This window comes from Klebsiella sp. G-Nf4 (genome assembly GCF_002810615.1).
Classification (GTDB): domain Bacteria; phylum Pseudomonadota; class Gammaproteobacteria; order Enterobacterales; family Enterobacteriaceae; genus Klebsiella; species Klebsiella variicola.
Genome location: NZ_PION01000004.1, coordinates 90,074 through 116,234, shown reverse-complemented (window position 1 = coordinate 116,234; position 26,161 = coordinate 90,074). Strand labels below are relative to the sequence as shown.

The 26,161-nt window shown below is 57.5% G+C and carries 24 protein-coding genes; 11 read left to right on the top strand and 13 right to left on the bottom strand.

Going from position 1 to position 26,161, the window contains the following annotated elements; translation table 11 throughout:
* Window positions 1–28: 28 nt before the first annotated feature.
* Together ybaL and CWM57_RS10560 are read right to left on the bottom strand one after the other, a co-directional pair.
* A complete protein-coding gene (ybaL, locus tag CWM57_RS10565) occupies window positions 29–1,705 on the bottom strand; it encodes a YbaL family putative K(+) efflux transporter (RefSeq protein WP_061155513.1) in 1,677 nt (558 codons plus the stop codon).
* A 225-nt stretch (window positions 1,706–1,930) separates the two neighbouring features.
* The gene (locus CWM57_RS10560) at window positions 1,931–3,151 is read right to left on the bottom strand and encodes an MFS transporter (RefSeq protein ID WP_061155512.1); all 1,221 of its coding nucleotides are present in this window, start codon (window positions 3,149–3,151) and stop codon (window positions 1,931–1,933) included.
* Window positions 3,152–3,446: 295 nt separating this feature from the next.
* Between CWM57_RS10560 and ushA the strand changes: the two genes are divergently transcribed.
* On the top strand, window positions 3,447–5,099 hold the full coding sequence (gene ushA, locus CWM57_RS10555) for a bifunctional UDP-sugar hydrolase/5'-nucleotidase UshA (protein WP_032734896.1): 1,653 nt from the start codon (window positions 3,447–3,449) through the stop codon (window positions 5,097–5,099).
* A 105-nt stretch (window positions 5,100–5,204) separates the two neighbouring features.
* Here ushA and ybaK read toward each other — a convergent pair whose 3' ends face one another.
* From ybaK to copA, 3 genes are all read right to left on the bottom strand, one after another.
* The gene (gene ybaK / locus CWM57_RS10550; protein ID WP_004204728.1) at window positions 5,205–5,684 is read right to left on the bottom strand and encodes a Cys-tRNA(Pro)/Cys-tRNA(Cys) deacylase YbaK; all 480 of its coding nucleotides are present in this window, start codon (window positions 5,682–5,684) and stop codon (window positions 5,205–5,207) included.
* A gap of 201 nt (window positions 5,685–5,885) precedes the next feature.
* On the bottom strand, window positions 5,886–6,680 hold the full coding sequence (locus CWM57_RS10545; RefSeq protein ID WP_074386707.1) for a TraB/GumN family protein: 795 nt from the start codon (window positions 6,678–6,680) through the stop codon (window positions 5,886–5,888).
* A gap of 129 nt (window positions 6,681–6,809) precedes the next feature.
* Entirely contained in the window at window positions 6,810–9,311 is a 2,502-nt protein-coding gene (gene copA / locus CWM57_RS10540) for a copper-exporting P-type ATPase CopA (RefSeq protein WP_100676194.1), read from the bottom strand.
* Between the two features lie 107 nt (window positions 9,312–9,418).
* On the opposite strand from copA, the gene cueR reads away from it, so the two are divergent.
* Window positions 9,419–9,829 (top strand): Cu(I)-responsive transcriptional regulator, encoded by a 411-nt coding sequence (gene cueR / locus CWM57_RS10535; RefSeq protein WP_002892208.1) that lies wholly within the window; start codon window positions 9,419–9,421, stop codon window positions 9,827–9,829.
* On the opposite strand, the gene CWM57_RS10530 is transcribed toward cueR, so the two are convergent.
* Both CWM57_RS10530 and CWM57_RS10525 read right to left on the bottom strand, forming a co-directional pair.
* Window positions 9,826–10,284, bottom strand: coding sequence for an NfeD family protein (locus tag CWM57_RS10530; protein ID WP_061155507.1), 459 nt, complete (start codon window positions 10,282–10,284; stop codon window positions 9,826–9,828). The two genes, cueR and CWM57_RS10530, sit on opposite strands and share 4 nt — an antisense overlap.
* Window positions 10,281–11,198: an SPFH domain-containing protein gene (locus CWM57_RS10525; RefSeq protein ID WP_074386705.1), complete on the bottom strand. Its 918-nt coding sequence runs from the start codon at window positions 11,196–11,198 to the stop codon at window positions 10,281–10,283. Before CWM57_RS10525 ends, CWM57_RS10530 begins: the two co-directional genes overlap by 4 nt.
* Window positions 11,199–11,338: 140 nt before the next feature.
* Here CWM57_RS10525 and fetA point away from each other — a divergent pair, with 140 nt between their 5' ends.
* On the top strand, window positions 11,339–12,016 hold the full coding sequence (fetA, locus tag CWM57_RS10520) for an iron efflux ABC transporter ATP-binding subunit FetA (RefSeq protein ID WP_074386704.1): 678 nt from the start codon (window positions 11,339–11,341) through the stop codon (window positions 12,014–12,016).
* Window positions 12,003–12,785, top strand: coding sequence for an iron efflux ABC transporter permease subunit FetB (gene fetB, locus CWM57_RS10515; RefSeq protein ID WP_012968803.1), 783 nt, complete (start codon window positions 12,003–12,005; stop codon window positions 12,783–12,785). The genes fetA and fetB overlap by 14 nt, the downstream gene beginning before the upstream one ends.
* Window positions 12,786–12,881: 96 nt before the next feature.
* On the opposite strand, the gene CWM57_RS10510 is transcribed toward fetB, so the two are convergent.
* The 3 genes from CWM57_RS10510 to tesA are packed head-to-tail and all read right to left on the bottom strand — an operon-like array spanning window position 12,882 to window position 15,217.
* Window positions 12,882–13,736: a co-chaperone YbbN gene (locus CWM57_RS10510; RefSeq protein ID WP_074386703.1), complete on the bottom strand. Its 855-nt coding sequence runs from the start codon at window positions 13,734–13,736 to the stop codon at window positions 12,882–12,884.
* Between the two features lie 58 nt (window positions 13,737–13,794).
* A complete protein-coding gene (locus tag CWM57_RS10505; protein ID WP_165451812.1) occupies window positions 13,795–14,604 on the bottom strand; it encodes an SDR family oxidoreductase in 810 nt (269 codons plus the stop codon).
* Window positions 14,594–15,217 (bottom strand): multifunctional acyl-CoA thioesterase I/protease I/lysophospholipase L1, encoded by a 624-nt coding sequence (tesA, locus tag CWM57_RS10500; RefSeq protein ID WP_061156407.1) that lies wholly within the window; start codon window positions 15,215–15,217, stop codon window positions 14,594–14,596. Before tesA ends, CWM57_RS10505 begins: the two co-directional genes overlap by 11 nt.
* Here tesA and ybbA point away from each other — a divergent pair.
* Both ybbA and ybbP read left to right on the top strand, forming a co-directional pair.
* Window positions 15,188–15,874, top strand: coding sequence for a putative ABC transporter ATP-binding protein YbbA (gene ybbA, locus CWM57_RS10495; RefSeq protein ID WP_074386810.1), 687 nt, complete (start codon window positions 15,188–15,190; stop codon window positions 15,872–15,874). The two genes, tesA and ybbA, sit on opposite strands and share 30 nt — an antisense overlap.
* Window positions 15,871–18,285, top strand: a complete 2,415-nt coding sequence (ybbP, locus tag CWM57_RS10490; RefSeq protein ID WP_100676192.1) for a putative ABC transporter permease subunit YbbP — start codon at window positions 15,871–15,873, stop codon at window positions 18,283–18,285. Before ybbA ends, ybbP begins: the two co-directional genes overlap by 4 nt.
* Here ybbP and CWM57_RS27610 read toward each other — a convergent pair.
* Complete coding sequence (locus CWM57_RS27610) at window positions 18,247–18,375, bottom strand: hypothetical protein (RefSeq protein ID WP_165784178.1); 129 nt, start codon at window positions 18,373–18,375, stop codon at window positions 18,247–18,249. The two genes, ybbP and CWM57_RS27610, sit on opposite strands and share 39 nt — an antisense overlap.
* Before the next feature lie 91 nt (window positions 18,376–18,466).
* Between CWM57_RS27610 and CWM57_RS10485 the strand changes: the two genes are divergently transcribed.
* Window positions 18,467–19,612: a porin gene (locus tag CWM57_RS10485; RefSeq protein ID WP_100676191.1), complete on the top strand. Its 1,146-nt coding sequence runs from the start codon at window positions 18,467–18,469 to the stop codon at window positions 19,610–19,612.
* A gap of 107 nt (window positions 19,613–19,719) precedes the next feature.
* Here the strand turns inward: CWM57_RS10485 and mnmH are convergent, their stop codons facing one another.
* Both mnmH and allS read right to left on the bottom strand, forming a co-directional pair.
* On the bottom strand, window positions 19,720–20,799 hold the full coding sequence (gene mnmH, locus CWM57_RS10480) for a tRNA 2-selenouridine(34) synthase MnmH (RefSeq protein WP_165784187.1): 1,080 nt from the start codon (window positions 20,797–20,799) through the stop codon (window positions 19,720–19,722).
* A gap of 87 nt (window positions 20,800–20,886) precedes the next feature.
* The gene (allS, locus tag CWM57_RS10475; protein ID WP_100676189.1) at window positions 20,887–21,810 is read right to left on the bottom strand and encodes an HTH-type transcriptional activator AllS; all 924 of its coding nucleotides are present in this window, start codon (window positions 21,808–21,810) and stop codon (window positions 20,887–20,889) included.
* 208 nt (window positions 21,811–22,018) lie between these two features.
* Here allS and allA point away from each other — a divergent pair, with 208 nt between their 5' ends.
* From allA to hyi, 4 genes are all read left to right on the top strand, one after another.
* Window positions 22,019–22,501 carry an ureidoglycolate lyase gene (gene allA / locus CWM57_RS10470; RefSeq protein WP_100676188.1) on the top strand — a complete coding sequence of 161 codons (483 nt, stop codon included), beginning with the start codon at window positions 22,019–22,021 and terminating at the stop codon, window positions 22,499–22,501.
* Window positions 22,502–22,592: 91 nt separating this feature from the next.
* Complete coding sequence (gene allR / locus CWM57_RS10465) at window positions 22,593–23,411, top strand: HTH-type transcriptional repressor AllR (protein WP_100676187.1); 819 nt, start codon at window positions 22,593–22,595, stop codon at window positions 23,409–23,411.
* A gap of 87 nt (window positions 23,412–23,498) precedes the next feature.
* Window positions 23,499–25,280 (top strand): glyoxylate carboligase, encoded by a 1,782-nt coding sequence (gcl, locus tag CWM57_RS10460; protein ID WP_100676186.1) that lies wholly within the window; start codon window positions 23,499–23,501, stop codon window positions 25,278–25,280.
* A 13-nt stretch (window positions 25,281–25,293) separates the two neighbouring features.
* A complete protein-coding gene (hyi, locus tag CWM57_RS10455) occupies window positions 25,294–26,070 on the top strand; it encodes a hydroxypyruvate isomerase (RefSeq protein ID WP_100676185.1) in 777 nt (258 codons plus the stop codon).
* Window positions 26,071–26,161: the final 91 nt, after the last annotated feature.

Genomic DNA, 26,161 nt, shown 5'->3' with positions numbered 1-26,161 from the left:
CCCTCTCCCGATGGGTGAGGGGAGTGCATCAGCCGGTGACCACTTCACCGGCCGGTGGCGTTTCCAGAAGCTGTAGCATGGCACGGGCAATTTCCCGCTCGCCCATCACCACCTGATTGGCCCCGCGTTCAATAATGTAGTCCACTTCATCATCATAATGGGCGCGGGCAATGATCTCGATGTTCGGGCATTTTTCCCGTGCGGAAGCGACAATCTCTCCGGCCTCGTAGCCGTTGGGGATAGTCAGCAGCAGCCAGCGGGCGCAGTCGAGATGCGCCAGCTCCATGATCTCTTCATTGGCGGCATTGCCCAGCACCGCGCTGATCCCGCGCTCGCGTAGCTCATCCACGCGGGTGCGCGAAGTCTCAACCACTACCAGCGGGATCCCCTGGGCCATCAGCTTCTCGCCCAGCAGGCTGCCGACGCGACCGAAGCCAACCAGCAGCGCGTGGTTGCAGATATCGACTGGCACCTGCTTCTCATCTTCCAGCACCTCTTCCAGTGTCTGCTCGTCGAGGGTTTCGGTTTTATCGAGATATTTTTCCAGCAGGGTAAACAGCACCGGGTTGAGCATAATCGAGATGATCGCCCCGGCCAGCACCAGGTTTTGTCCGGCCTGCGGCAGCAGGTTAAGCGCCATCCCCAGACCGGCGAGAATAAAGGCAAACTCACCAATCTGCGCCAGGCTGGCGGCAATGGTCAGTGCGGTACGCGGCGAATGACCAAACATACGCACGAGGAAAAAGGCGGCGGCGGATTTACCAAAGATAATAATCGCCAGCGTTGCCAGCACCGCCAGCGGCTGCTGGACCAGCACCATCGGGTCAAACAGCATGCCGACGGAGACAAAGAACAGCACCGCGAAGGCGTCGCGCAGCGGCAGGGTGTCATGGGCGGCACGGTGGCTCAGCTCAGATTCGTTAAGCACCATGCCGGCGAAAAAGGCGCCAAGGGCGAAGGAAACATCAAACAGCTCCACGGCGCCGAAGGCGATGCCCAGCGCCAGGGCCAGCACTGACAAGGTGAACAGCTCGCGTGATCCGGTGGCGGCGCTGCGCGACATGATCCACGGCACCAGCCGGCGACCGACCAGCATCATGATGGCGATAAAGGCTACCACTTTACCAATGGTGATCCCGAGGTCGAGGGCCAGAGAGGCGAAGCCGACGTCACCTTTCTCCGTCATCCCGGCAATCGCTGGCAGCAGGACCAGCGTCAGGACCATCACCAGGTCTTCCACAATCAGCCAGCCGATGGCAATCTGCCCGCGCTGACTGTCAATCAGCTGTCGCTCCTCCAGCGCGCGCAGTAGCACCACGGTACTGGCGGTGGAGAGACACAGGCCAAAGACGATGCCGGTCATCAGCGACCAGCCAAGGGCGGCGGAGAGTGCCATACCCAGCAGCGTCGCCACGGCTATCTGGGCGATGGCCCCGGGAATGGCGATCGACTTTACCGCCATCAGATCTTTCAGGGAAAAATGCAGCCCGACGCCGAACATCAGCAGGATCACGCCGAGTTCTGCCAGTTCAGGAGCCAGTTTGGTGTCAGCAACAAAACCAGGGGTGAAAGGTCCGGCCAGCACGCCCGCTAAGAGATATCCCACCAGAGGAGAAATACGTAGCTTGTTGGCAATCATGCCGAGAATAAAGGCGAGCACGAGGCCGCCGACAATGGTGGTGATAAGCGGTGTTGCGTGGTGCATTCCGTCTCCTTTCCAGTGATGTATCGGTCCATTTTGCTACCCTATCCGGGTAATAGTTTATGACAAAAACGTTCACTTTGTTTATGAATAATTCTTGAATTGTGCAAAAAAATGGAATTAGCCAACTAAAAGGCACAGAAGGGAAAATCGCGGGGGCTATGTGCGCACCAGGCTGATGGCGCAAGGGATAACGGCGGCCAGCGTTGCACTTTGGCCGCCGGATAATCAGACTTTTTGCCGGTTATCAGGAAGAAATATCGTCAGGAAACCCAGCAGCGGCAGGAAGGCGCAGATTTTATACACCAGATCGATGCTGGTATGGTCCGCCAACAGGCCCAGCACCGCGGCGCCAAGGCCACCCATGCCAAAGGCGAAGCCGAAGAACAGGCCAGAAACCATGCCGATTCGGCCCGGCAGCAGCTCCTGCGCATAGACCAGGATAGCGGAAAAGGCCGAGGCGAGGATAAAACCAATAATCACCGTCAAAATCCCCGTCCATTCAAGGCTGGCGTAGGGTAAAACGAGGGTAAACGGTGCTACGCCGAGGATAGAGCCCCAAATCACATATTTACGTCCAATTTTATCGCCAACCGGCCCGCCGATCACCGTCCCGGCGGCAACCGCGAACAGGAAGGCAAACAGATGAAGCTGCGCGTTTTGCACCGATAATCCGAACTTATGCATCAGATAAAAGGTGTAATAGCTACTGATGCTCGCCATATAGAAATATTTCGAGAAAATCAGCATCAGCAGAATGCTTACCGCCAGAATGACCTTATTGCGCGGCAGCGGATTGACGATGACCGGCTTCGGTTTGCCCTTATTCATCCGGTGCTGCGCGGCATACCAGCGGCTGATTTGCGATAGCACCACAATAGCCAGCAGGGCGGCCAGCACGAACCAGGCGACATTGCCTTTGCCATAGGGGGCGATAATCACCGCCGCCAGCAATGGGCCAAGCGAGCTGCCGAAGTTGCCGCCGACCTGGAACAGTGATTGGGCCAGGCCGTGACGGCCACCGGAGGCCATCCGCGCCACGCGGGACGATTCCGGATGGAAAACCGAGGAGCCAGTACCTACCAGCGCGGCAGCCAGCAGCACCATGCCGAAACTCCCTGCCAGCGCCAGGAGAATCAAACCGCAGAGAGTGAAGCACATGCCCACCGGCAGGGACCACGGCATCGAGCGCTTATCGGTAATGTAACCAATCACTGGCTGGAATAGCGATGAGGTCAGCTGGAAAGTGAGGGTGATCATCCCGATCTGCACGAAGGAGAGGGAGAATTCAGCCTGCAGCAGCGGATAGATAGCCAGAATGAGCGACTGGATCATATCGTTAAGCAGATGGGACAGGCTGATCGCGCCTAAGATGCCAAACGAGGTGCGTGCTTTTTGCGGCGGCGCGTCGGTACTGGGTAAGGTCTGAGCGGATTGGTTGGTTGTCATAGGTTCACTTCAGCGAGTTCTATTTGTTGTAGAGAATGCAGGTTGATACCCTAAATAATTCGAGTTGCAGGAAGGCGGCGACGCAGCGAATCCCCAGGAGCTTACTCAAGTAAGTGACTGGGGTGAGCGAGGAAAGCCAACGCACATGCAACTTGAAGTATGACGGGTAGAATTATTATCCAACTAACATACCTGTTGATAAGGTTTGAAGGAAGTCGCAATTCTGAAAACATATTTGTCAACGCGGCTAACTCGCTATACTTTCGGCACTTGGGATTAAGTCAGGGAGTGAAGCATGCATTATTTCAAACACAGCGTGGCGCTGGCGTTATTTGCCGCCTTATCGCTGGGCAGCCTGTCCGCGCAGGCCTATGAGCAGGATAAAACCTATAAAATTACCATCCTGCACACCAACGATCACCACGGCCATTTCTGGCGCAATGACTATGGCGAATATGGTCTGGCGGCGCAGAAAACGCTGGTCGATGGCATCCGCAAAGAGGTGGCGGCGGAAGGGGGGAGCGTCCTGCTGTTATCCGGCGGCGATATTAATACCGGCGTGCCAGAATCTGATTTACAGGATGCAGAGCCCGATTTTCGCGGCATGAACCTGATCGGCTACGACGCGATGGCGGTGGGTAACCATGAATTTGATAATCCGCTGAGCGTGCTGCGCCAGCAGGAAAAGTGGGCTAAGTTCCCGTTCCTGTCGGCCAATATTTATCAGAAAAGCACGGGTGAACGGCTGTTTAAACCCTGGGCGCTGTTTAAGCGCGGCGGGCTGAAAATCGCGGTGATTGGCTTAACCACCGACGATACGGCCAAGATCGGTAATCCGGAATATTTCACCGATATCGAATTCCGCAAACCGGCGGAAGAGGCGAAGCTGGTTATCCAGGAGCTGCAGCAGAATGAAAAGCCGGACGTGATCCTGGCCACCACCCATATGGGTCATTACGACAATGGCAACCACGGCTCCAACGCGCCGGGCGACGTTGAAATGGCGCGGAGTTTACCTGCCGGATCGCTGGCGATGATCGTCGGCGGTCACTCGCAGGATCCGGTGTGCATGGCGTCGGAAAATAAAAAGCAGGTCGATTATGTGCCAGGTACGCCGTGCGCCCCGGATCGTCAGAACGGCATCTGGATCGTCCAGGCGCATGAGTGGGGAAAATATGTCGGCCGCGCCGATTTTGAGTTCCGCAACGGCGAGATGAAGCTGGTGCATTACCAGCTGATCCCGGTGAACCTGAAGAAAAAAGTGACTTACGATAACGGCCAAAGCGAGCGGGTGCTGTATACGCCGCAGATCGCGGAGAACCCGCAGATGATGTCGCTGCTGACGCCGTTCCAGAACAAAGGCAAAGCGCAACTGCAGGTCAAAATCGGCAGTGTGAATGGTCATCTGGAGGGCGATCGCAGTAAAGTGCGCTTCGTGCAGACTAATATGGGTCACCTGCTGCTGGCGGCGCAAATGGCGCGCAGCAACGCGGATTTCGCGGTGATGAGCGGCGGTGGGATCCGCGACTCCATCGAGGCGGGCGATATCACCTACAAGGATGTGATGAAGGTCCAGCCGTTCGGCAATGTGCTGACTTATGTCGATATGAGCGGCAAGGAGGTGGTGGATTATCTGACCGCCGTCGCGCAGATGAAGCCGGATTCCGGCGCCTATCCGCAGTTTGCTAACGTCAGCTTCGTGGCCAAAGATGGCAAGCTGAACGATCTGAAAATCAAAGGCGAACCGGTGGATCCGGCGAAGACCTACCGGATGGCGACGCTGAGCTTTAACGCCACCGGCGGCGATGGCTATCCGAACATCGCCGATAAACCCGGATATGTGAATACCGGCTTTATCGATGCCGAAGTGCTGAAAGAGTATATCGAGAAGAACTCGCCGCTGGATGCGGCAGCCTACGAGCCGAAAGGCGAGGTGAGCTGGCAGTAAGCCTGGGCTTCAGGTTGGCGATTTCCCCGGTGGCGCTGCGCTTACCGGGGCTACGAGTTGGGTAACCCGGATAAGGCGCGTGCGCCGCTATCCGGGATAGTGCCATCAATCGCGGCGGGCGATATCGGCGAACTTCGCGTCCAGAAGCTGCGCCAGATCGCTGGCCGCCAGCTCAATATCCAGACCGCGTTTGCCGCCGGAAATATAGATGGTGGCAAATTCCTGCGCCGGGGCGTCAATCACTGTCGGCAGGCGCTTCTTCTGCCCCAGCGGGCTGATGCCGCCTACCAGATAGCCGGTGATACGCTGCGCCACCATCGGGTCGGCCATGTCGACTTTCTTAGCGCCCAGCGCTTTAGCCACTTTCTTCAAATCCAGCTGCCCGGCGACCGGGGTGACGGCGACCGCCAGATGCTTCATATCGCCGTTAACGGCGACCAGCAAGGTCTTGTAAACCTGGTCGGCATTGAGGCCGAGCTTGCGCACCACTTCATCACCGAAGTTGGTCTCATTGGGATCGTGATCGTAACTGTGGATTTGAAAGGGGATTTTGTTTTTTTCGAGTAATTTAACGGCGGGAGTCATAGCTATCCTTCTTACCAACCGGTTTTGCGTGGCGTCAGAATACGCCCGCAGGTTGTATAAAAAATAGTACCATCTTGCGCAATAGTATTGGCAGTGATGGTCACTTTGAGCGACAATCAGACGATCCGGGATGTATATCCCGGGATAATAATAATGATGAAATTCCTCTTTGACGGGCCAATAGCAATATTGGCCATTTTTTTATGTCAGCATGTCCGGCAGATTCCCTTCGCCATACAGGTGCAGCGCGCCGACGGCAACCACGTAGCGCCCCGGCGGCAAGGCCAGCAGCGTCTCGCGCCAGGCGAGATTGCGCTGGTGCATCAGCACATCATATAAAGACTGGCTGAAAGTCGTCGGCAGAGATACCGCACCGCGCGATGGCGGTTGTTCCAGCCACCAGCCGATCATCACCTGTAGCAGGCGGGCATTGGTCCGCCAGTGGCTCAGTGTGTCTTCCAGCAGGGCCATCCCCCCGTCGGGCAGATCGCGCAGCAGCGCGATTTGGCTGTCGGCGCCTTCCAGTTCCATCACCGTTATGTTGCTCTCGCGGGCGGCCATCAGCAACTGATAATCGATGCCGTAATCCGGTCGCAGTCCCAGCTTTTGCGCCTGGGTGGCCTGCAGGACCATCGCCACCTGCCACAGCGGCTGGTTATCGAACAGCCCGACCGACAGGCCCAGCTCGCCGGCTCGCGCCTCTAGCTCGCTCAGCTGCGCATCGCTCAGGCGTTCCGCCAGCGGTGGGTAAGTGGGGAGATTGCTAAAGGGGGTTTCATTGCCGCTGATATCGGCCTCGACGATTAACGCATCGGCCTGGCGTATTTTTTTCAGAAGCTTCGCTGGCGGCGGCGCCATGTCGCGGGTACCCATATGGATACTGCCGACGAGGTGCAAATAACGTTCGCCGGGCAGGACGATATCCATTGCAGGCCAGGAATAAGACGGGCCGACGGCGGCTCGCCACAGCATTTTTATCCGGTTTAACAGGCCCATACGCGCTCCGAAGTGTGAGGACTTCATGCTAGCGCATATGGTGATACACGTCACCCTTCCGGCGGGCTTTTCTTGTCTCAGCAAAAAACGGGCGCCGAACAACGTCGGTGCCCGTTTCATGTGACGGGTTTACTCTTTCGGTTTAAAGCGCAGCAGGCGGTTGGCGTTACTCACCACGGTGATCGACGACAGCGCCATCGCCGCACCGGCGACCACCGGGTTCAGCAGGGTGCCGGTCAGCGGCCAGAGGATCCCGGCGGCAATCGGGATACCCAGCGAGTTGTAGACAAACGCGCCCAGCAGGTTCTGCTTCATATTGCGTAACGTTGCTTTCGAAATTGCCAGCGCATCGGCCACGCCGTTGAGGCTATGGCGCATCAGGGTGATCGCCGCGGTTTCAATGGCGACATCGCTGCCGCCGCCCATGGCGATCCCGACATCGGCCTGGGCCAGCGCCGGAGCGTCGTTAATACCGTCGCCGACCATCGCGACTTTATGTCCCTGGCTCTGCAGACGTTTAATGGCATCGGCTTTACCGTCCGGCAGTACGCCAGCGATCACTTCATCAATGCCCGCTTCTTTGGCGATGGCATTCGCTGTAGTGGGGTTATCCCCGGTCAGCATCACCAGACGGTAACCCTGACGATGCAGGCGCGCCAGCGCGTCGACGCTATCCTCACGTAACGGGTCGCGGATGGCGAACAGCGCGGCGGCCTGGCCATCCACCGCCAGCAGCACCGGCGTGGCGCCGCGCGAGGCCTGCGCCGTCATCTCGCTTTCTATATCGCCGGTGGCGATATGCTGCTCGTTGAGCAGTGCCTGGTTGCCGAGCAGCAGGCGATGACCTTCCGCTTCGCCGCTGACGCCAAGGCCGCGCAGGGTGCGGAAGCCACTGACTTCCGGCAACGAACTGTCGGCGGCTTTATCAAGGATCGCTCGCGCCAGCGGATGGCTTGAGCCCTGTTCCAGCGCGGCGGCAAGACGCACGACGGTGGATTCATCAAAGGTTGAGAAAGTTTTCACCGCCACCACCTGCGGCTTGCCTTCGGTCAGGGTGCCGGTTTTATCGAACACCAGGGTGTCGAGTTCGCTGGCGCGCTGCAGCGCATCGGCGTCGCGCACCAGCACACCATACTCTGCCGCCCGGCCAACGCCGGAGATAATCGACATCGGCGTCGCTAGGCCTAACGCGCATGGACAGGCGATAATCAGTACCGTGGTGGCAATGACCAGGGTATAGACGATCTGCGGCGCCGGGCCGAAGAAGTACCAGATCGCGGCGCTGATCAGCGCAATGGCGACTACCGCCGGAACAAATACTGCAGAGATTTTATCCGCCAGCTGGCCGATTTCCGGCTTGCTGCTCTGCGCCTGGCGCACCATACGGATAATTCTTGCCAGCGTGGTCTGACTGCCGACGGCGCTGGCGGTGAACAGCACGCTGCCGTCCTGCACCACGGTGCCGGCGTGAATGGCATCGCCATCGCCTTTTTGCTGTGGCACCGGTTCGCCGGTGAGCATCGCTTCATCAAACCAGGCTTCGCCCTGGCTTATCACGCCGTCGACCGGAACGCGGTCGCCGGTGGTCAGGCGCAGGGTCATGCCGGCCTGAACTTCCGCGAGCGGCAGATCCTTTTCCCCCTCAGGGGTCACCACGCGGGCTGAAGGCGGCGTCAGATCGAGCAGTTTCTCCAGCGCTTTCGAGGAGCGCTGGCGAGCGCGGGCCTCCAGCATATGGCCGAGGTTAATCAGGCCGATAATCATCGCGCTGGCTTCGTAATAGAGATGCCGGGCTTCCATCGGGAACCACTGTGGCCACAGGTTGACGCTCATGGAGTACAGCCAGGCGACGCCGGTGCCGAGCGCCACCAGCGTATCCATGGTGGCGGTGCCGTTTTTCAGGCTTTTCCACGCGCTGCGGTAGAAGTGGCCGCCGGCGAAGACCATGACGGCGAGGGTGACAAGACCGATGGCCAGCCACAGCGAACGGTTGTCGTCGCTGACCATCATGTTATCGCCGATCATCCCCCAGACCATCACCGGCACGCCGACCAGCAGGGCGACAATCGCCTGCCAGCGAAAACGCTTCATCGTAGCGATAGCGGTTTCCTGCTGACGTTCGCGGCGTTCCAGATCGTCTTCGATCGCCTCCGCGCCATAGCCGGCTTTTTCCACCGCCAGCACTAATTCTGCGGCGGACGCACTGCCCATCACCAGCGCCGTGCGTTCCGCCAGGTTAACCCGCGCCTGTGAGACGCCCGGCACCGCGGCAAGCGCGTTTTGTACCCGGGAGACGCAGCTGGCGCAGCTCATGCCGTTGATCAGCAGCTGTTGACTGTCATCTTCGTCATGGGCTGCCGGAAGCTCAGGAGTGGCCGCTGTCAGTGCTTCCGACGAGATTGATGATTCTGCCAGCGGTTTAGCCTTTGGGTGGCTGAGCTCCGCGCCGTATCCGGCTTGTTTCACGGTATCAATCAGCGCTTGCGCGCTGGCGCTACCCGTGACATGGGCTTCAGTGAGGGTCACCTCGGCTTGCTCAACGTCAGGACGCTGTTCCAGACTCTCTTTCACGCGTTTGACGCAATGCCCACAGGAGAGGCCATCCAGCGTCAGGTCGATAGTGTTAGACATACAAAAACTCCTGAATAATTTTCCGGTCAACGATTGACCAGACCCACTCTTTCATCGAGTATTAAGAAGGTTAAACCTTCCAGCAAGGGGAAGGTCAAGGAGAAAAAATGAATATCAGCGATGTGGCGAAAAAAACCGGTTTAACCAGCAAAGCGATTCGTTTTTACGAAGAGAAGGGGCTGGTGACGCCGCCGTTGCGGAGCGAAAACGGCTACCGCACCTACAGTCAGCAGCATCTCGATGAGCTGACGTTGCTGCGCCAGGCGCGACAGGTGGGGTTTAATCTGGAAGAGTGCCGCGAGCTGGTGGCCTTATTTAACGATCCGTCGCGCCACAGCGCCGATGTGAAAAAACGCACGCTGGAGAAAGTGGCGGATATCGAGAACCATATCCGCGAGCTGCAAAATATGCGCGCGCACCTGCTGGCGCTGGCCGAATCCTGCCCCGGCGATGACAGCGCGGAGTGCCCGATTATCGATAATCTTTCCGGCTGCTGTCATCGCAAGGCGCAGGCTTAACGGACAGCGGGCCTGATCCGTAGCGTAATCCCTTCGACGGCGACCACTTCGACCTTGCTGCCCGCCGCGAGGTCTTCGTCAGCAATTACCGGCCAGGAGCTGTCGCCCACGCGCACGTGGCCGCGGCCATTTACCAGCGGGGCATCCAGCGTCAGGCGGCGGCCAACCAGCTGCTGCCCGCGCTGGTTAAGCTGAGCATCGGCCGGGCGCTGCGTTTTGACGCGCTTGCGCAGCCATTTCGACCACAGCCACGCAGCAAGAAGGGTGAGAACGGCAAACAGCGTCCCTTGCCATTCCCAGCTCAGCGGCAGGAGCCAGGTGAGAGCGCCGGTCACCACGCCAGCGACGCCGCTCCACAGCAGGTATCCGCTGCCGCCAAGCATCTCGGCCGCCAGCAGCAGTCCGCCCAGGCTTAGCCAGAACAGATGGGGGTGGGCGAGGATCATGTCGATCATGATTTTTTCCGATCGCCAGCGCCTTCCTTAATCAGCTCGCTGATCCCGGCGATCGATCCCATCAGGCTGCTGGCATCCAGCGGCATCATCACTACTTTGCTGTTGTTAGCGGATCCAATCTGGAGCAGTGCGTCGGTATATTTCTGCGCCACGAAGTAGTTGATCGCCTGAATATCTCCCGAGGCGATCGCCGATGACACCATCTGGGTGGCGCGGGCTTCCGCTTCGGCGGAACGTTCGCGAGCTTCCGCCTGCAGGAACGCGGACTGCCGTTCGCCCTCGGCTTTGAGGATCTGCGACTGTTTTTCCCCTTCTGCTTTCAGAATTTCCGCCTGGCGGATCCCTTCCGCCTCCAGAATATAGGCACGCTTGGTACGTTCGGCTTTCATCTGGGCGTTCATCGAGGCGATAAGCTCCGCCGGTGGGCGAACGTCGCGAATTTCGACGCGGGTGATTTTCACCCCCCACGGGTTGGTTGCGTCGTCAACGATATGCAGTAGTCGGGTGTTAATACTGTCGCGCTGGGAGAGCATTTCATCCAGCTCCATCGAGCCGAGCACGGTACGGATGTTGGTCATCGTCAGGTTGACGATCGCCAGCTCAAGATTGCTGACCTCGTAGGCGGCCTTTGGCGCGTCAATCACCTGAATAAAGCAGACCGCGTCGATGGTGACGTTGGCGTTATCCCGGGAGATAACCTCCTGCGAGGGGATGTCGAGCACCTGCTCCATCATGTTCACTTTGCGGCCGATTCGGTCCATAAACGGCACGACTAAGCTTAATCCTGGCTGCAGCGTCTGGGTAAAGCGCCCAAAACGCTCTACCGTCCACTGATAGCCTTGCGGAACAATTTTCACCGCCGCGGCCACAATGACCAGCGCGACGAAAATAAGGATAGGAATAAAAATCAGCATCAAAAACCTCCTGTCTTGTTGCCTGGTGGGGCGCTACAAGGAAATAGCGCATGTTTAAACTGAGTATATCTTTCTCCTCATCCTGGAGAAAGGAAAGTGGGGTAAACTAGCGGTGTTTCAGAAAATAATCAGGAAGACTCATGAAGGAAAATAACGCGCTTTTGCGTCTCGAAGGTGTGGGGTTTAAGACCGACGACGCAGTTATTTTACACAATATCAATCTTCAGCTCAGACCCGGAGAATTTAAGCTGATTACCGGGCCTTCCGGCTGCGGGAAAAGCACCTTGCTGAAGATTATCGCCTCGCTGCTCAGCCCAACCTCCGGACGCCTGTTTTTTGACGATGTGGATATCGCGACGCTGTCGCCGGAAACCTATCGTCAGCAGGTGTCTTACTGCGCGCAGACGCCGGCGCTGTTCGGTGATTCAGTCTACGATAACCTGGTTTTTCCGTGGCAGATCCGCAATAAACAACCCGATCCGCAGGCGCTGGTGGCTGACCTGCAGCGCTTTGGCCTTGGCGAAAATATGCTGGAAAAGTCTATTAACGAACTGTCCGGCGGGGAAAAGCAGCGCGTATCGCTGATCCGCAATTTACAATTTCTGCCGCGCGTGCTGCTGCTGGACGAAATTACCAGCGCGCTGGATGAAAGTAATAAACAGAATGTGAATGAAATTATTCATGGCTACGCGACGGAAAAACAGGTCGCTGTTCTGTGGGTCACCCACGATCGCAATGAAATTTCGCATGCCGATGAAGTGATTACGCTGCAACCTGCCGGCGGAAACATGCAGGAGGTACAGCATGAACGGGCATAACATTACGAACGAATCGCTGGCGCTGTCGATGGTGCTGGTGCTGATCGCTATTCTGGTCAGCTATCGGGAAAAACTGGCACTGGAAAAAGATATTATCTGGAGCATTTGCCGGGCGATCGTGCAGCTGATTATCGTCGGCTATGTGCTGAAATATATCTTTAACGTCAATCATGCGGTTCTGACGCTGTTGATGGTGCTGTTTATCTGCTTTAACGCGGCGTGGAATGCGAAGAAGCGCAGTAAATATATCGATAAAGCTTTTGTCTCGTCGTTTATCGCTATTACCACTGGCGCCGGACTAACGTTGGCGGTACTGGTCTTCTCGGGGTCGATCGCCTTTGTGCCGATGCAGGTTATTCCAATTGCCGGGATGGTGGCCGGGAACGCCATGGTGGCGGTGGGGCTGTGCTACAACAATATGGGCCAGCGCTTCAGCAGCGAGCAGCAGCAGATTCAGGAGAAGCTGAGCCTCGGCGCGACGCCGAAGATGGCTGCGGCGCGGCTGATTCGCGAGAGCATTCGCGCGTCATTGATTCCCACCGTCGATTCAGCGAAAACGGTCGGGCTGGTGAGCTTGCCTGGGATGATGTCGGGGCTAATTTTTGCCGGTATTGACCCGGTGAAGGCGATTAAGTACCAGATCATGGTGACCTTTATGCTGTTGTCGACTGCCAGCCTGTCGACGATTATCGCCGGCTATCTGACCTACCGGAAGTTCTTCAATGCCCGCCATCAGCTGGTGGTGACGCAGCTGAAAAAGCGCCCGTGAACAATCCCGGGTTGCGGCGTTCACGCCTTACCCAGGCTACCACGGCGTAATCTGTAGCCCGGATAAGCGCAGCGCTATCCGGGTAAGGGCAACGGATTAGTACAGCAGCGAATACAGCTGACGACGATATTTGGCGGCCAGCGCATCGCCAGTACCGAGGGCGGCGAGGATCTCCTGCAGCATCTTGCGCGCCTGGCCATCGCCGGCGCCTAAATCCTTCTGCAGATGGCTGAACAGCAGCGCCAGCGCTTCTTCATTACGCCCGACCTGATGCAGCTGCAGCGCCAGCTGGGAGGCCAGTTGCGCATCGTCCGGATTCTGTTCCACCTGCTGCTGCAGTTGCTGGATTTCCGGGGTGTCGGCGGCCTGTTTGAGCAACTCAATCTGCGCCACCAGCCCCTGATAGTGGGTATCCTGATCCTGCAGCGGGATGGTTTTCAGCACGCTTTCCGCTTCATCAGACCGGTGCAGGGCAATCAGCGTTTCCGCCAGCAGCAGACCAATCTGGCTGTCCTGATTCGACAGCTGCCAGGCTTCCTTCAGCAGCGGTAATGCCTCGGCGTATTTTTCTTCCTGCATCAGGGCCAACGCCTGCTGGGCTTTCAGCTCCTCTTCGCGCGGCAGGACTTTATCCAGCAGGGCGCGAATCGCTTCTTCCGGCTGCGGGCCTTCAAAACCGTCCACTGGCTGGCCGTTCTGGAACAGATAAACCGTAGGAATGGCGCGCAGACCAAACTGTGAAGCGAGCATCTGCTCGGCGTCGCAATCGACCTTCGCCAGCGTGAACTGGCCGTTGTACTGGGCGGCCAGTCGCTCGAGTACCGGGGTCAGCTGTTCGCAGTGCTGGCTGCGGGCAGACCAGAAATAAAACAGCACCGGGGCGTTCATGGACTGCTGTAGCGTCTGCTGCAGGTTCGCTTCGCTAATATTGACAATATTCTGTTCAGACATGGGCATTTCTCGTTAGTCGATTTCTGTTTTACATGGGGGCGGCATGCCGCGCTTCAACTCAGCCGTGGATAATTTTGTCCATCGCGCGGGCGGGAAGCAGGCGTTTGAGCAGCGCCACCGCATGGGTGACCAGGGTGACCGGATAGCGCAGCTTTGGCCTATCGCTGGTAAAAGCGTGGCGCACTTTTTCCACCACCGCTTCCGGCCCGAGGGTAAAGCGGGCGGCAATGCCCGGATTTTCTACGGGTTTATCGCTTTGCGTCTGGTTGACGTTATCGGTAAAGCGGGTGCGGATCGGGCCCGGTTCAATCAGGCTGACCTGAATACCACTGTGGCGCAATTCCATGCGTAGCGCATCGGACCACGCCTCGAGGGCATATTTACTGGCGGCATAGGCGCCGCGACCGGGACTGGCAATAAGCCCCATCACGGAGGAGGTCATCACGATGCGCCCTTCGCCGTGCGGCGTCATCGCCGGCAGCAGCAGCATGGTCAGCTGATGCGCGCCGAAAAAGTTGGCGGAAAACTGCTGTTCCATTTGCTGGCGGCTGATGGTGTTCAGCGGGCCATAGACGCCGTATCCGGCGTTATTGAACAGGCCATAGAGATGATTATCGGTCAGCGCAATCACCTCCGCTGCCGCGCGCTCCACGCTCTGTGGGTCATCCAGATCGAGCAAAATACCGGTTAGCCCCCGCTCCTGCATCCGCGCGACGTCCTCCGCTTTGCGGCAGGCCGCCAGCACGCGAAAGCCCTGGCGGGTTAAATCCAGCGCGCTTTCCAGACCAATTCCGCTGGAACAGCCTGTCACTAAAACCGTTTTTTGCATAACTTTACCTGTCAGCGACCCCTGGCGTTCAGGAGTCATGATTAACTAAGGGAGCCAGCCGGTTCGCCATCCAGTCGGCGATAAACGGCTGCGCGTCGCGATTCGGGTGAATGCCGTCGTCTTGCATCCATTGCGGTTTCAGATACACCTCTTCCATAAAAAAGGGCAGGAGAGGAATATTGAACTCCCTGGCCAGGGCCGGGTAAATCGCGCCGAAGGCTTCATTATAACGGCGGCCATAGTTCGCCGGCAGGTGAATTTGCATCAGCAGCGGCTCGGCGTTGGCCGCTTTGATATCCTTGATAATGGTGCGCAGCGTCTGCTCGGTTTGCTGCGGTGGAAAGCCTCGCAGTCCGTCATTGCCGCCGAGCTCAACCAGCACCCAGCGCGGCTGATGCTGCTTAAGCAGCGCAGGCAGGCGGGCCAGCCCCTGCTGCGAGGTATCGCCGCTGATGCTGGCGTTCACTACCGGCGTTTTCGCCTGCCACTTCTCATTGAGCAGCGCAGGCCAGGCGGCGTTGGCCGCCATTCGATAGCCAGCGCTCAGGCTGTCGCCCAGTATTAGCAGCGTGTCCGCCGCCATCGCGCGGCAGGTAAACAGGAACAAAAACAGGAAAGGCACATGCCAGCGGAAAACATACTTGAAGTTCATCATCTTAAGAAATCCGTCGGTCAGGGAGAGCATCAGCTCTCCATCCTCACCGGAGTTGAGCTGGTTGTCAAACCGCAGCAGACCATCGCCTTGATTGGCGAGTCGGGTTCCGGCAAATCGACCCTGCTGGCGATCCTCGCTGGCCTGGACGATGGCAGCAGCGGGGAAGTCTCAATGCTGGGCAAACCACTGCACCAAATGGATGAAGAGGCGCGGGCGGCGCTGCGGGCGCAGCACGTTGGCTTTGTTTTTCAGTCCTTTATGCTGATCCCAACGCTCAACGCCCTGGAGAACGTCGAGCTGCCGGCGCTGCTGCGCGGCGCCAGCGACAGCGAGAGTCAGGGCGATGCCCGCGCGCTGCTTGAGCAACTGGGGCTTGGCAAACGCCTGCACCACCTGCCGGCGCAACTCTCCGGCGGTGAACAGCAGCGGGTGGCGCTGGCCCGGGCCTTTAATGGTCGCCCGGCCCTCCTGTTCGCTGATGAACCCACCGGCAACCTCGATCGCCAGACCGGGGACAAAATTGCCGATCTGCTGTTCTCGCTTAATCGCGAACACGGTACCACCCTGATCCTCGTCACTCACGATCCGCTGCTGGCGGCGCGCTGCGATCGCCGTCTGCGCCTGGTGGATGGCCAATTGCGGGAGGAAGCATGATCGCCCGCTGGTTCTGGCGCGAATGGCGCTCGCCGTCGCTGCTGATCGTCTGGCTGGCGTTAAGTCTCTCTGTGGCCTGCGTGCTGGCTCTGGGGTCGATAAGCGATCGGATGGAGAAAGGCCTTAGCCAGCAAAGCCGGGAGTTTATGGCCGGCGACCGTACGCTGCGCAGTTCCCGCGAGGTACCCGCCGAGTGGATCGCGCAAGCGCGGAAGTCAGGGCTGACCGTCGGCGAGCAGCTGAGCTTCGCCACCATGACATTCGCCGGTGATACGCCGCAGCTGGCGGACGTTAAGGCGGTGGACGACCGCTATCCGCTGTATGGCACCCTCGAAACGCAACCGCCGGGGCTGAAACCGCAGGCGGGGAGCGTGCTGCTGGCGCCAAGGCTGATGGCGCTCCTGAACCTGAAAACCGGCGATACGATTGACGTTGGCGATGCCACGCTGCGCATTGCCGGGGAAGTGATTCAGGAGCCAGACGCGGGGTTTAACCCCTTCCAGATGGCGCCGCGACTGATGATGAATATGGCCGACGTGGCAAAAACCGGGGCCGTGCAGCCCGGCAGTCGCGTCGCATGGCGCTATAAGTTCGCCGGTAACGCGCAACAGCTGGCGGATTATGAACAATGGCTGCTGCCGAAGCTCGGCGCGGAACATCGCTGGACTGGCCTCGAACAGGACGACAGCGCGCTGGGCAAATCCCTCGAACGCTCGCAGCAGTTCCTGCTGTTATCCGCGCTGTTGACGTTGCTGTTGGCCGTCGCCGCGGTGGCGGTGGCGATGAGCCACTACTGTCGCAGCCGCTACGATCTGGTCGCGATTTTGAAGACGCTGGGCGCGGGGCGGGCGCAGCTGCGCAAGCTTATCGTCGGTCAGTGGCTGCTGCTGCTGACGCTGTCGGTGATAACCGGTGGGGTTGTGGGCCTGGCGCTGGAGCGTCTGCTGTTGCTGATGCTCAAACCGGTGCTGCCCGCCGCACTACCCGCTGCCAGCGGTTGGCCGTGGCTGTGGGCTATCGGGGCGACAGGCGTCATTTCCCTGCTGGTGGGCCTGCGGCCGTATCGACTGCTGCTGGCGACCCTGCCGCTGCGGGTGCTGCGTCAGGATGTCGTGGCTAACGTCTGGCCGCTGAAACACTATATTCCTGTGGTCTGCGCGATTGTGGTCGGGGGGCTGGCCTGGCTGATGGGCGGCAGCCCGCTGCTGTGGTCGGTACTGGCCGGGGCAGTGGTACTGGCGCTGCTGTGCGGCCTGGTGGGCTGGGGATTGCTGTGGCTGCTCAAACGCCTGACGCTCAAAGCCTTGCCGCTGCGCCTGGCGGTGAACCGCCTGCTGCGCCAGCCGTGGTCGACCCTCAGCCAGCTGGCGGCGTTTTCCCTGTCGTTTATGCTGCTGGCGCTGCTGCTGGTGCTGCGCGGCGATCTGCTTGACCGCTGGCAGCAGCAGCTGCCCCCGGAAAGCCCGAACTACTTTCTGATCAATATCGCCCCTGAGCAGATAATGCCGGTGAAGACTTTCCTCGCCGAACACCAGACCCGGGCGGCGGAATTTTATCCGATCGTCCGGGCTCGTCTGACGCAGATCAACGGTCACTCCACGGACGGTAACAAAGATGAAGCGCTTAACCGGGAACTCAATCTGACCTGGAGCGCCGATCGTCCGGATCATAATCCGCTGGTGGCCGGCAACTGGCCGCCGAAGCCTGGCGAGGTGTCGATTGAAGAGGGACTGGCGCAGCGGCTGGGGGTGAAGATCGGCGATAAGGTGACCTTTACCGGCGATACCCAGGACTTCAGCGCGAAGGTCAGCAGCGTGCGCAAAGTTGACTGGGAGAGCCTGCGGCCAAACTTCTTCTTTATTTTCCCCTCCGGGGCGCTGGACGGGCAGCCGCAGAGCTGGCTCACCAGCTTCCGCTGGGATAACGGTCCCGCGATGCTGACCCAGTTGAACCGCGAGTTTCCCACCGTTAGCCTGCTGGACATCGGCGCCATCCTGCGTCAGGTCGGCCAGGTGCTCTCCCAGGTCAGCCGGGCGCTGGAGGTGATGGTGGGCCTGGTGACGGCCTGCGGCGTGCTGTTGTTGCTGGCGCAGGTCCAGGTCGGTATGCGCCAGCGGCATCAGGAGCTGGTGGTCTGGCGCACGCTGGGGGCCGGTAAATCACTGCTGCGCGCCACGCTGTGGGCGGAGTTTGCCCTGCTGGGGCTGGTTTCCGGACTGGTGGCGGCGATAGGCGCGGAAGTGGCGCTGGCGATGCTGCAGACCCGAGTCTTTGATTTCCCCTGGGCGCCGGACTGGCGCTTGTGGGTGATGCTGCCGCTGACGGGAGCGGTGTTGTTATCTCTGTGCGGCGGCGGGCTGGGGCTGCGTTTGTTAAAAGGGAAAGCGTTGTTCCGCCAGTTTAGCCAGTAAGATTATTGCATTTCGATGATGCGCCGCCGTTTTTGGCGGCGCTTTTATTTTAAGCGCACAAATTGATAACCAGTTGATTTTTAAGCGCACAAAACATTAAAAAACCGACAACACACTGTGTGGATTCGCGGTTAATATTCAGCTGGTAAATATAAGGTTGCTTATTAATCAAGGAAAAACTATGGCACATAAAATAAAAGAGCTGGCGATCTCGATCGGCGCAGCATTAGCGTTAACGTCATTTGCTTCCCACGCGGAGATCACGCTGCTGAAACAAGATCCGCAGGCGGGCGATCCGTTAAGTCGGCTTAACTTTACCGTCGGCGGGAGTATTCGTCCGCAGTTCAACATGATGAGCGGCGATGGTGATAAAGGATCCTATAAGCGTAACGGTTTCGACGGTGGCACCCGTTTCCGCTTCGCGGCGGATTACTACCTGTTCGATGATATTAGCTGGATCAGCTACTACGAACTGGGGGTGAACATTCCGGCACTGTTTGACTGGGATAACCACTACGCGGAAGGCGCAAACAATACCACCCGCCGCATGCTGTATACCGGCCTGAAAAGCGATACCTGGGGGACGTTAACCTACGGGCAGCAGAACAGCATTTACTATGATGTGGTCGGCGCGAAAACCGATATTTGGGACTACGATATGATCGGACAGGCCCCAGGCAACGGTATTAACGGCGATTACGATGGTTCTTATCGTTCACGTAATATGCTGAAATATAAGAAAACCGTGGGTGATGTCGATCTTTACGGCTCTTATCTGTTCGAAGATAGTGAGTATCTGCCTGGCAACGGCCTGCGCTACAAGCGTAAAGGCGGCGGTTCTATTGGTGCGGACTACCACATCATGAAGGACCTGACCTGGGGGACCGCGTGGAACTACACTCGCGCCGAAATGCGCGACCCGTCAAGTTCCGACAACAAAACCTATGACCAGAACATCGTCGGTACCGCGCTGAGCTGGACCCCGGATAACTGGACCTTCTCCTTTGGCGGCGGCTGGTATCAGAACTTCCTCACCACCAAAAAAACCGATGTGCATAACTACTTCGCCGGCGACGCCTGGGGGATTGAATATTTTGCGGGCTATAAATTCCCGATCAATCAATACGCTGTTAAATCTATTCAGCCGTACTTTATGGGCGACCGCCTGCAGTACGTGAATGGCCGCAACTACCAGCGTATCGATAACGGTCTGGGGATCAGCTTCCAGCTGGATTACGGTTTCCGCGTGGACTACGAACACGTGTTTACCTCCAGCACCGACAACCTGGGGGATATGAACCTGGTGCGTCTGCGCTACGACTTCTAAGCGGTCACAACTCCCCGGTCGCGCTGCGCTACCGGGGCTATAAATCGCGCCGACCGGTAGCCCGGCTAAGGCATTTACGCCGCAAGCCGGGACAATAGAGCATGCGATTACTTCGCCAGCCAGGCGGCGACCTCCTGCCAGTTGCCACGAAAAATAATCTTCCCGGCTTTTTTCCCCAACTGATAGCGATACATTGGATCGTAATATTCTTCCAGCAGCGGCACCAGCCAGGCGAAGTGCGCCTCGGTGCTGGCGGTGCGCTGCTGCTGCGCCAGCGCCTCATCGAGCCGTTCAGTCAGCTGAGCAAAACGCTGCAGCCCCAGGCGACGGCGGATGGCAAACAGACCGTGATGGAGGTACTCGCCGTATGCCTGCCAGCCTTTCTCTTCGCCATACGCGGCGATAAAGTCGTGATACATGCGATCGAAGTACTCTTCGCGCAGCCGTTCGAGGCGAACATCAAACGGATCTTCCACCACCGCCAGCGGCGATTGCGCCATGCGGAGGCGAAGGCACTCCGGCAGATGGTTGGCGCCGATCATATGCCCTTCATCTTCCAGCACCCAGCGGGTCTGCTGTTCGGCTTTTTTTAGCAGGCTGACCGCCAGATGGTTTTCAAAGGTGGCCTGCGGGTGCTGATCCTGCAGGGTTCGACCGAATGAAGAACCGCGGTGATGGGCAAGCCCTTCCAGATCGATACCGTCCGGGCGCGAGCAAACCAGCTGAGTTTTGCCATTGCCGGTGCAGCCGCCAATCAGCACGATCGGGCGCTGCACCAGTTCGTCGGTGGCCTGGATCGCCGCCTGGCGTAGCGCTTTATAGCCGCCGACGATCAGGGGGTAATCCACGCCAGCTTCTTTCAGCCACTGCTGGACGATATGCGACCGCTGGCCGCCGCGGGCGCAGCACAGGTAACCGTGCGGGTAACGGGCGCAGGCTTCCAGCCACGCCTGGATCCGGCTGGCGCGCAGGTCGCCATCAACCAGCTTATGGCCGAGCGTCAGCGCTGCCTCTGGCCCCTGGCGCTTGTAGCAGGTGCCGACCGCGGCGCGTTCTTCATCATTCATCAGCGGCAGGTTGATCGCCGCCGGCATCGCGCTTTGGCTAAACTCCACCGGGGCGCGTACGTCAATCAGTGGCGTATCGCTGGCGAGGATCTGCAGAATATTCTTTGGTACTGATTCCATCATTTAAACCGTTAGGTAATTCAGACGCGACGCTTGACGCGATAATTCTCCTATTGTACGCGGTGAGCGTCCGGGAGGATTGATTTTTCACGGTGTATTGCTGAATAGCGTCAGGAATCCCGCAATTTCCGGCGCAGAATGGCTGAACAGCGAGGCGATATCCTGTACCGCTTTACCATGATGATCTTTGCGCCAGGCGAGACTCAATGGCGAAGGGGGGCGCATGGTCGGAATGTGTCGGGCGATTAGTTTGCCCTGAGCGATAAGCGGCAGGCACAGCGGTTCCGGTAAAAAGCCGATGCCAACACCGGCGAGATGGGCGGCAACTTTGGTTTCGATATCGGGAACCACTATCTCTTTTTGCCCGGGCAGACGCCAGGCGACACGCTTCGTCAGCCGTCGGGCGCTGTCCTCAATATTCACCGCCGGATAGCGCCGTAATTGAGCCTCTGATAGCGGGTCGGTTTGCTGGCTTAGCGGGTGATGCGGCGACATCACGAAGAGCCAGGTCACCTCACCCAGTGGGTAGACCGCCATGTTTTCCGCTAACGGTTCGGTGCCGGTCACGCCAATCGCCAGGGAGAAGTCGTCATGCAGCAGCGTATCCCAGACGCCCATATAGATTTGTCGTGAAAAATGAAATTGCGTAAAAGGGTAGCGCTGGGTGAGCCAGGCCAGCAGCCGGGCAATGGCCTGCGGGTCGTACATGAGGTTATTCACGACAATATTGACCTGGCGCTCTACCCCGTCATTTATCTGCTGAAGCTCGCCGGGCATACTATCAATCCACCCCAGCCACTCTCTGGCTTGCGCCAGCAGGTGCATCCCGGCCGGCGTCAGCAGTACGCTGCGCGTTGTGCGAGAAAAGAGTGCAACACCGGTGTTGTCCTCCAGTAATTTGATGCGATAGCTGATGGTGGCTGTTGTTTTATAAAGTTTTTCCGCTGCTCTTGAGAAGCTGCCGGTCTCAGCGACGCTGACAAAGGTGCGTAATGTTTCGGGATCGAGCATCGCCATATTCCTCGTAATTTAATAATTCACCCATGATTTTTAAGTATTTTTTCATAATAACCATTCAAATTCTGTGGATTAAATCAGGTTTTGGAAAAATATTCCAATTTATAGTGGTGTCACTTTCAGATGCCTCTGGATTGAGCAACATCTCTACCACCTTCGGCGTTGAGAAGGGGGCTAGTTTTTAATGACTAAGGAACATGTAATGAAGCTTGAAGTATTGCCGCTGACGCGAGAAGCATTCCGCCCGTATGGGGATGTTATCGAAACGGAAGGTCAGGATTTTTTCCACATCAATGATGGCAAAGTACAGCGTTTTCACGATCTGGCGATGGTGGAGACGTTACAGCAGGATCGTACGCTAATCAGCATCAACCGTGCACAACCGGCATTGTTGCCGATAGTTGTCACCGAACTGGAACGCCATCCGCTTGGCACTCAGGCGTTTGTACCGATGCAGGGTGAAGCCTTTGTCGTGGTGGTCGCGGCAGGCGGCGATGAGCCGGATATGAACACGCTGCGTGCGTTTATCTCAAATGGTCGTCAGGGGGTTAATTACCACCGTAATGTCTGGCACCACCCGTTGTTTGCCTGGCAGACTGAGACAGATTTTTTAACCGTCGATCGCGGCGGAAAAGATAACTGCGATGTCGTAAAGATCCCGACCGTGGAGCTGAGCTTTGCGTGAGGTTGCACGTGACGCTGTCGATTATCTTGCATAACATGTGGGCGCTTACACACTATTTATGCTCAGGTTTTGAGCCGGAGATAATCGAGGTATGACAGAAGTGAGAAGGCGTGGGAGGCCTGGCCAGCAGGAGCCTGCCGCGCAAAAAGGCGCACAGGCGCTGGAGAGAGGGATCGCGATATTGCAATACCTTGAGAAGAGCGGCGGCAGTTCGTCGGTGAGCGATATTTCCCTGAATCTGGACTTACCGTTATCGACCACCTTTCGTCTGCTAAAAGTGCTGGAGGGCGCGGATTTTGTCTATCAGGACAGCCAGTTAGGTTGGTGGCACATTGGCCTGGGCGCATTCAATATTGGCTCGGCGTATATCCACAATCGGGATGTTTTATCCGTCGGTGGGCCCTTCATGCGCCGGCTGATGCTGATGTCGGGAGAAACGGTAAACATGGCAATTCGTAACGGCAACGAAGCGGTGCTGATTGGCCAGCAGGAGTGCAAGTCGATGGTCAGGATGTGTGCGCCGCTCGGCAGTCGACTCCCGCTGCATGCTTCAGGTGCCGGGAAAGCGCTGCTGTATCCGCTGTCATCGGAAGAGCTGGTGGATGTGATTGTGAAAACCGGCCTGCAGCGGTTTACGCCGACGACGATTGTGGATTTGCCTGTTCTGCAGCGAAATCTGGATGAGGCACGAGCTTGCGGCTACAGCATTGATCGGGAAGAGCATGTGACAGGATTAAACTGTATTGCTTCAGCAGTTTACGATGATGTGGGATCCGTCGTGGCGGCCATTTCGATTTCCGGACCTGCGTCCAGGTTAACGCCGGACCGTTTTGTCAGCCAGGGCGAGCTGGTAAGGGAGACGGCAAGGAATATCAGTACCGCACTGGGCCTTAAACCCCAGGCTGACTGATAGCCGATTCAACCCGCTCTCTTGAGCGGGACTTTTTTGGTTATGTTTAAATTTGGAAAAATTTTCCAATAAAATGAGGTTGTAAAAATGGCAAAAATGAGAGCCGTTGACGCGGCAATGTATGTTCTGGAAAAAGAAGGGGTTAACACTGCATTTGGCGTGCCTGGCGCGGCAATTAACCCGTTCTATTCTGCGATGCGTAAGCACGGCGGGATCCGCCATATTCTTGCCCGCCATGTTGAAGGCGCGTCTCATATGGCTGAAGGCTATACCCGCGCGACCGCCGGTAATATCGGGGTTTGTCTGGGGACCTCCGGCCCGGCCGGTACGGATATGATCACCGCGCTGTATTCTGCCTCCGCGGACTCGATTCCCATTCTGTGCATCACCGGCCAGGCGCCGCGCGCGCGCCTGCATAAAGAGGATTTTCAGGCGGTGGATATTGAATCCATTGCTAAACCAGTTACCAAGATGGCGGTGACCGTCCGAGAGCCGGCGCTGGTTCCGGGCGTGCTGCAGCAGGCTTTCCATCTGATGCGCTCCGGCAGACCGGGACCGGTGCTCATCGATCTGCCTTATGATGTCCAGGTGGCAGAAATCGAATTCGACCCTGAGCTTTACTCGCCGCTGCCGGCTTATAAACCGGTCGCTACGCGTCCGCAAATTGAAAAGGCGCTGGCGCTGTTAGTCCAGGCTGAACGCCCGGTGATTGTTGCCGGTGGCGGGGTGATTAACGCCGATGCCACCGCGCTGCTGCAACAATTTGCGGAAATCACCCATGTCCCGGTGATCCCGACCCTGATGGGCTGGGGCTGTATACCGGACGACCACGAACTGATGGCCGGAATGGTCGGCTTACAAACCGCGCATCGCTACGGCAACGCCACGCTGTTGGCCTCAGATCTGGTGTTCGGGATTGGCAACCGCTTTGCGAATCGTCATACCGGCTCGGTTGAGAAGTACACCGCAGGCCGCAAAATCATTCATATCGACATTGAACCGACGCAGATTGGCCGTGTGCTGTGCCCGGATTTAGGCATTGTCTCCGATGCCAAAGCGGCGTTAATTCAGCTGGTAGACATTGCGCAGCAGATGCAAAAAGAGGGGCGCCTGCCGCGTCGCGAGAGCTGGGTTAGTGAGTGTCAGGCGCGTAAACGTACGCTGTTACGGAAAACGCATTTCGATAATGTGCCGGTCAAACCGCAACGCGTCTATGAAGAGATGAACAAAGCGTTTGGCCGGGACGTATGCTATGTCACCACCATCGGCCTGTCGCAAATCGCCGCTGCGCAGATGCTGCACGTGTTCAAAGACCGCCACTGGATCAACTGCGGTCAGGCCGGACCGCTGGGCTGGACGCTTCCCGCTGCGCTGGGCGTTTGCGCTGCCGATCCTGAGCGCAACGTGGTCGCGATTTCCGGCGACTTTGACTTCCAGTTTCTGATTGAAGAGCTGGCGGTAGGCGCCCAGTTCAATATTCCGTACATCCATGTCCTGGTGAACAACGCCTATCTCGGCTTGATCCGCCAGTCGCAACGCGCCTTTGACATGGACTACTGCGTTCAACTGGCGTTCGAAAATATTAACTCCAGCGAAGTAAACGGCTACGGCGTCGATCATGTGAAGGTCGCCGAGGGGCTCGGTTGTAAAGCGATTCGCGTCTTCAAGCCTGAGGATATTGCCCCCGCGTTTGAGCAGGCCAAAGCCTGGATGAAAGCCTATCGCGTGCCGGTCGTTGTGGAAGTGATCCTTGAGCGCGTAACCAATATCTCCATGGGCAGCGAACTGGATAACGTCATGGAGTTCGAAGACGTTGCCGATAGCGCCATAGACGCACCAACCGAAACTTGTTTCATGAAATATGAATAAATGAGGTGACATTATGTTGCGCTTTTCTGCCAACCTTTCCATGTTATTTCAGGAATATGATTTTCTGGAGCGCTTTGAGAAAGCGGCGGCCTGTGGTTTTCGCGCTGTTGAATTTATGTTTCCCTACGACTATGCGCCCGAGCTATTAAAGCAAAAGCTAAGCGACAACCAACTGGAGCATACTTTACACAATTTACCTGCTGGTGACTGGGTGGCAGGGGAACGCGGCATCGCCTGTATTCCAGGCCGCGAAGCGGAGTTTCGCGAAGGTGTCGACGCCGCAATCCGCTACGCCAAAGTACTGGGCAATCGTAAAATTAACTGCCTGGTCGGCAAAACTCCGGTGGGATATCGCGAAGAACATATTCGCTCAACGCTGGTGGCCAATTTACGTTTTGCCGCCGCCGCGCTGGCCCAGGAAGGTATTCTGCTGCTAATTGAGCCGATCAATTACTTCGATATGCCTGGCTTTTATCTGAATACCACACATCAGGCGCTGGCGCTGATTGACGAAGTGGGTAATGATAATCTGAAAATTCAGTACGATATTTACCATATGCAGCGTATGGAGGGGGAGTTAACCCATACGATGCAAACGTACGCCAATCGTATTGGTCACTTACAGATCGCGGATAATCCGAATCGAGGCGAGCCCGGGACCGGTGAGATTAATTATGAGTATCTTTTTAATTTCATCGATAAATCAAACTATGACGGTTGGGTAGGTTGTGAATATAAACCATTGACCACCACCGAAGCGGGACTAACATGGTTTAATCGTTACCGCTAATTTTTAATTTATCGTTGGGCAGTATTTATTATTCCAGACTCAGGAGTTTTATTTCCTGACAACAGGAAGGGATAGCTATTGCCCAGATAAA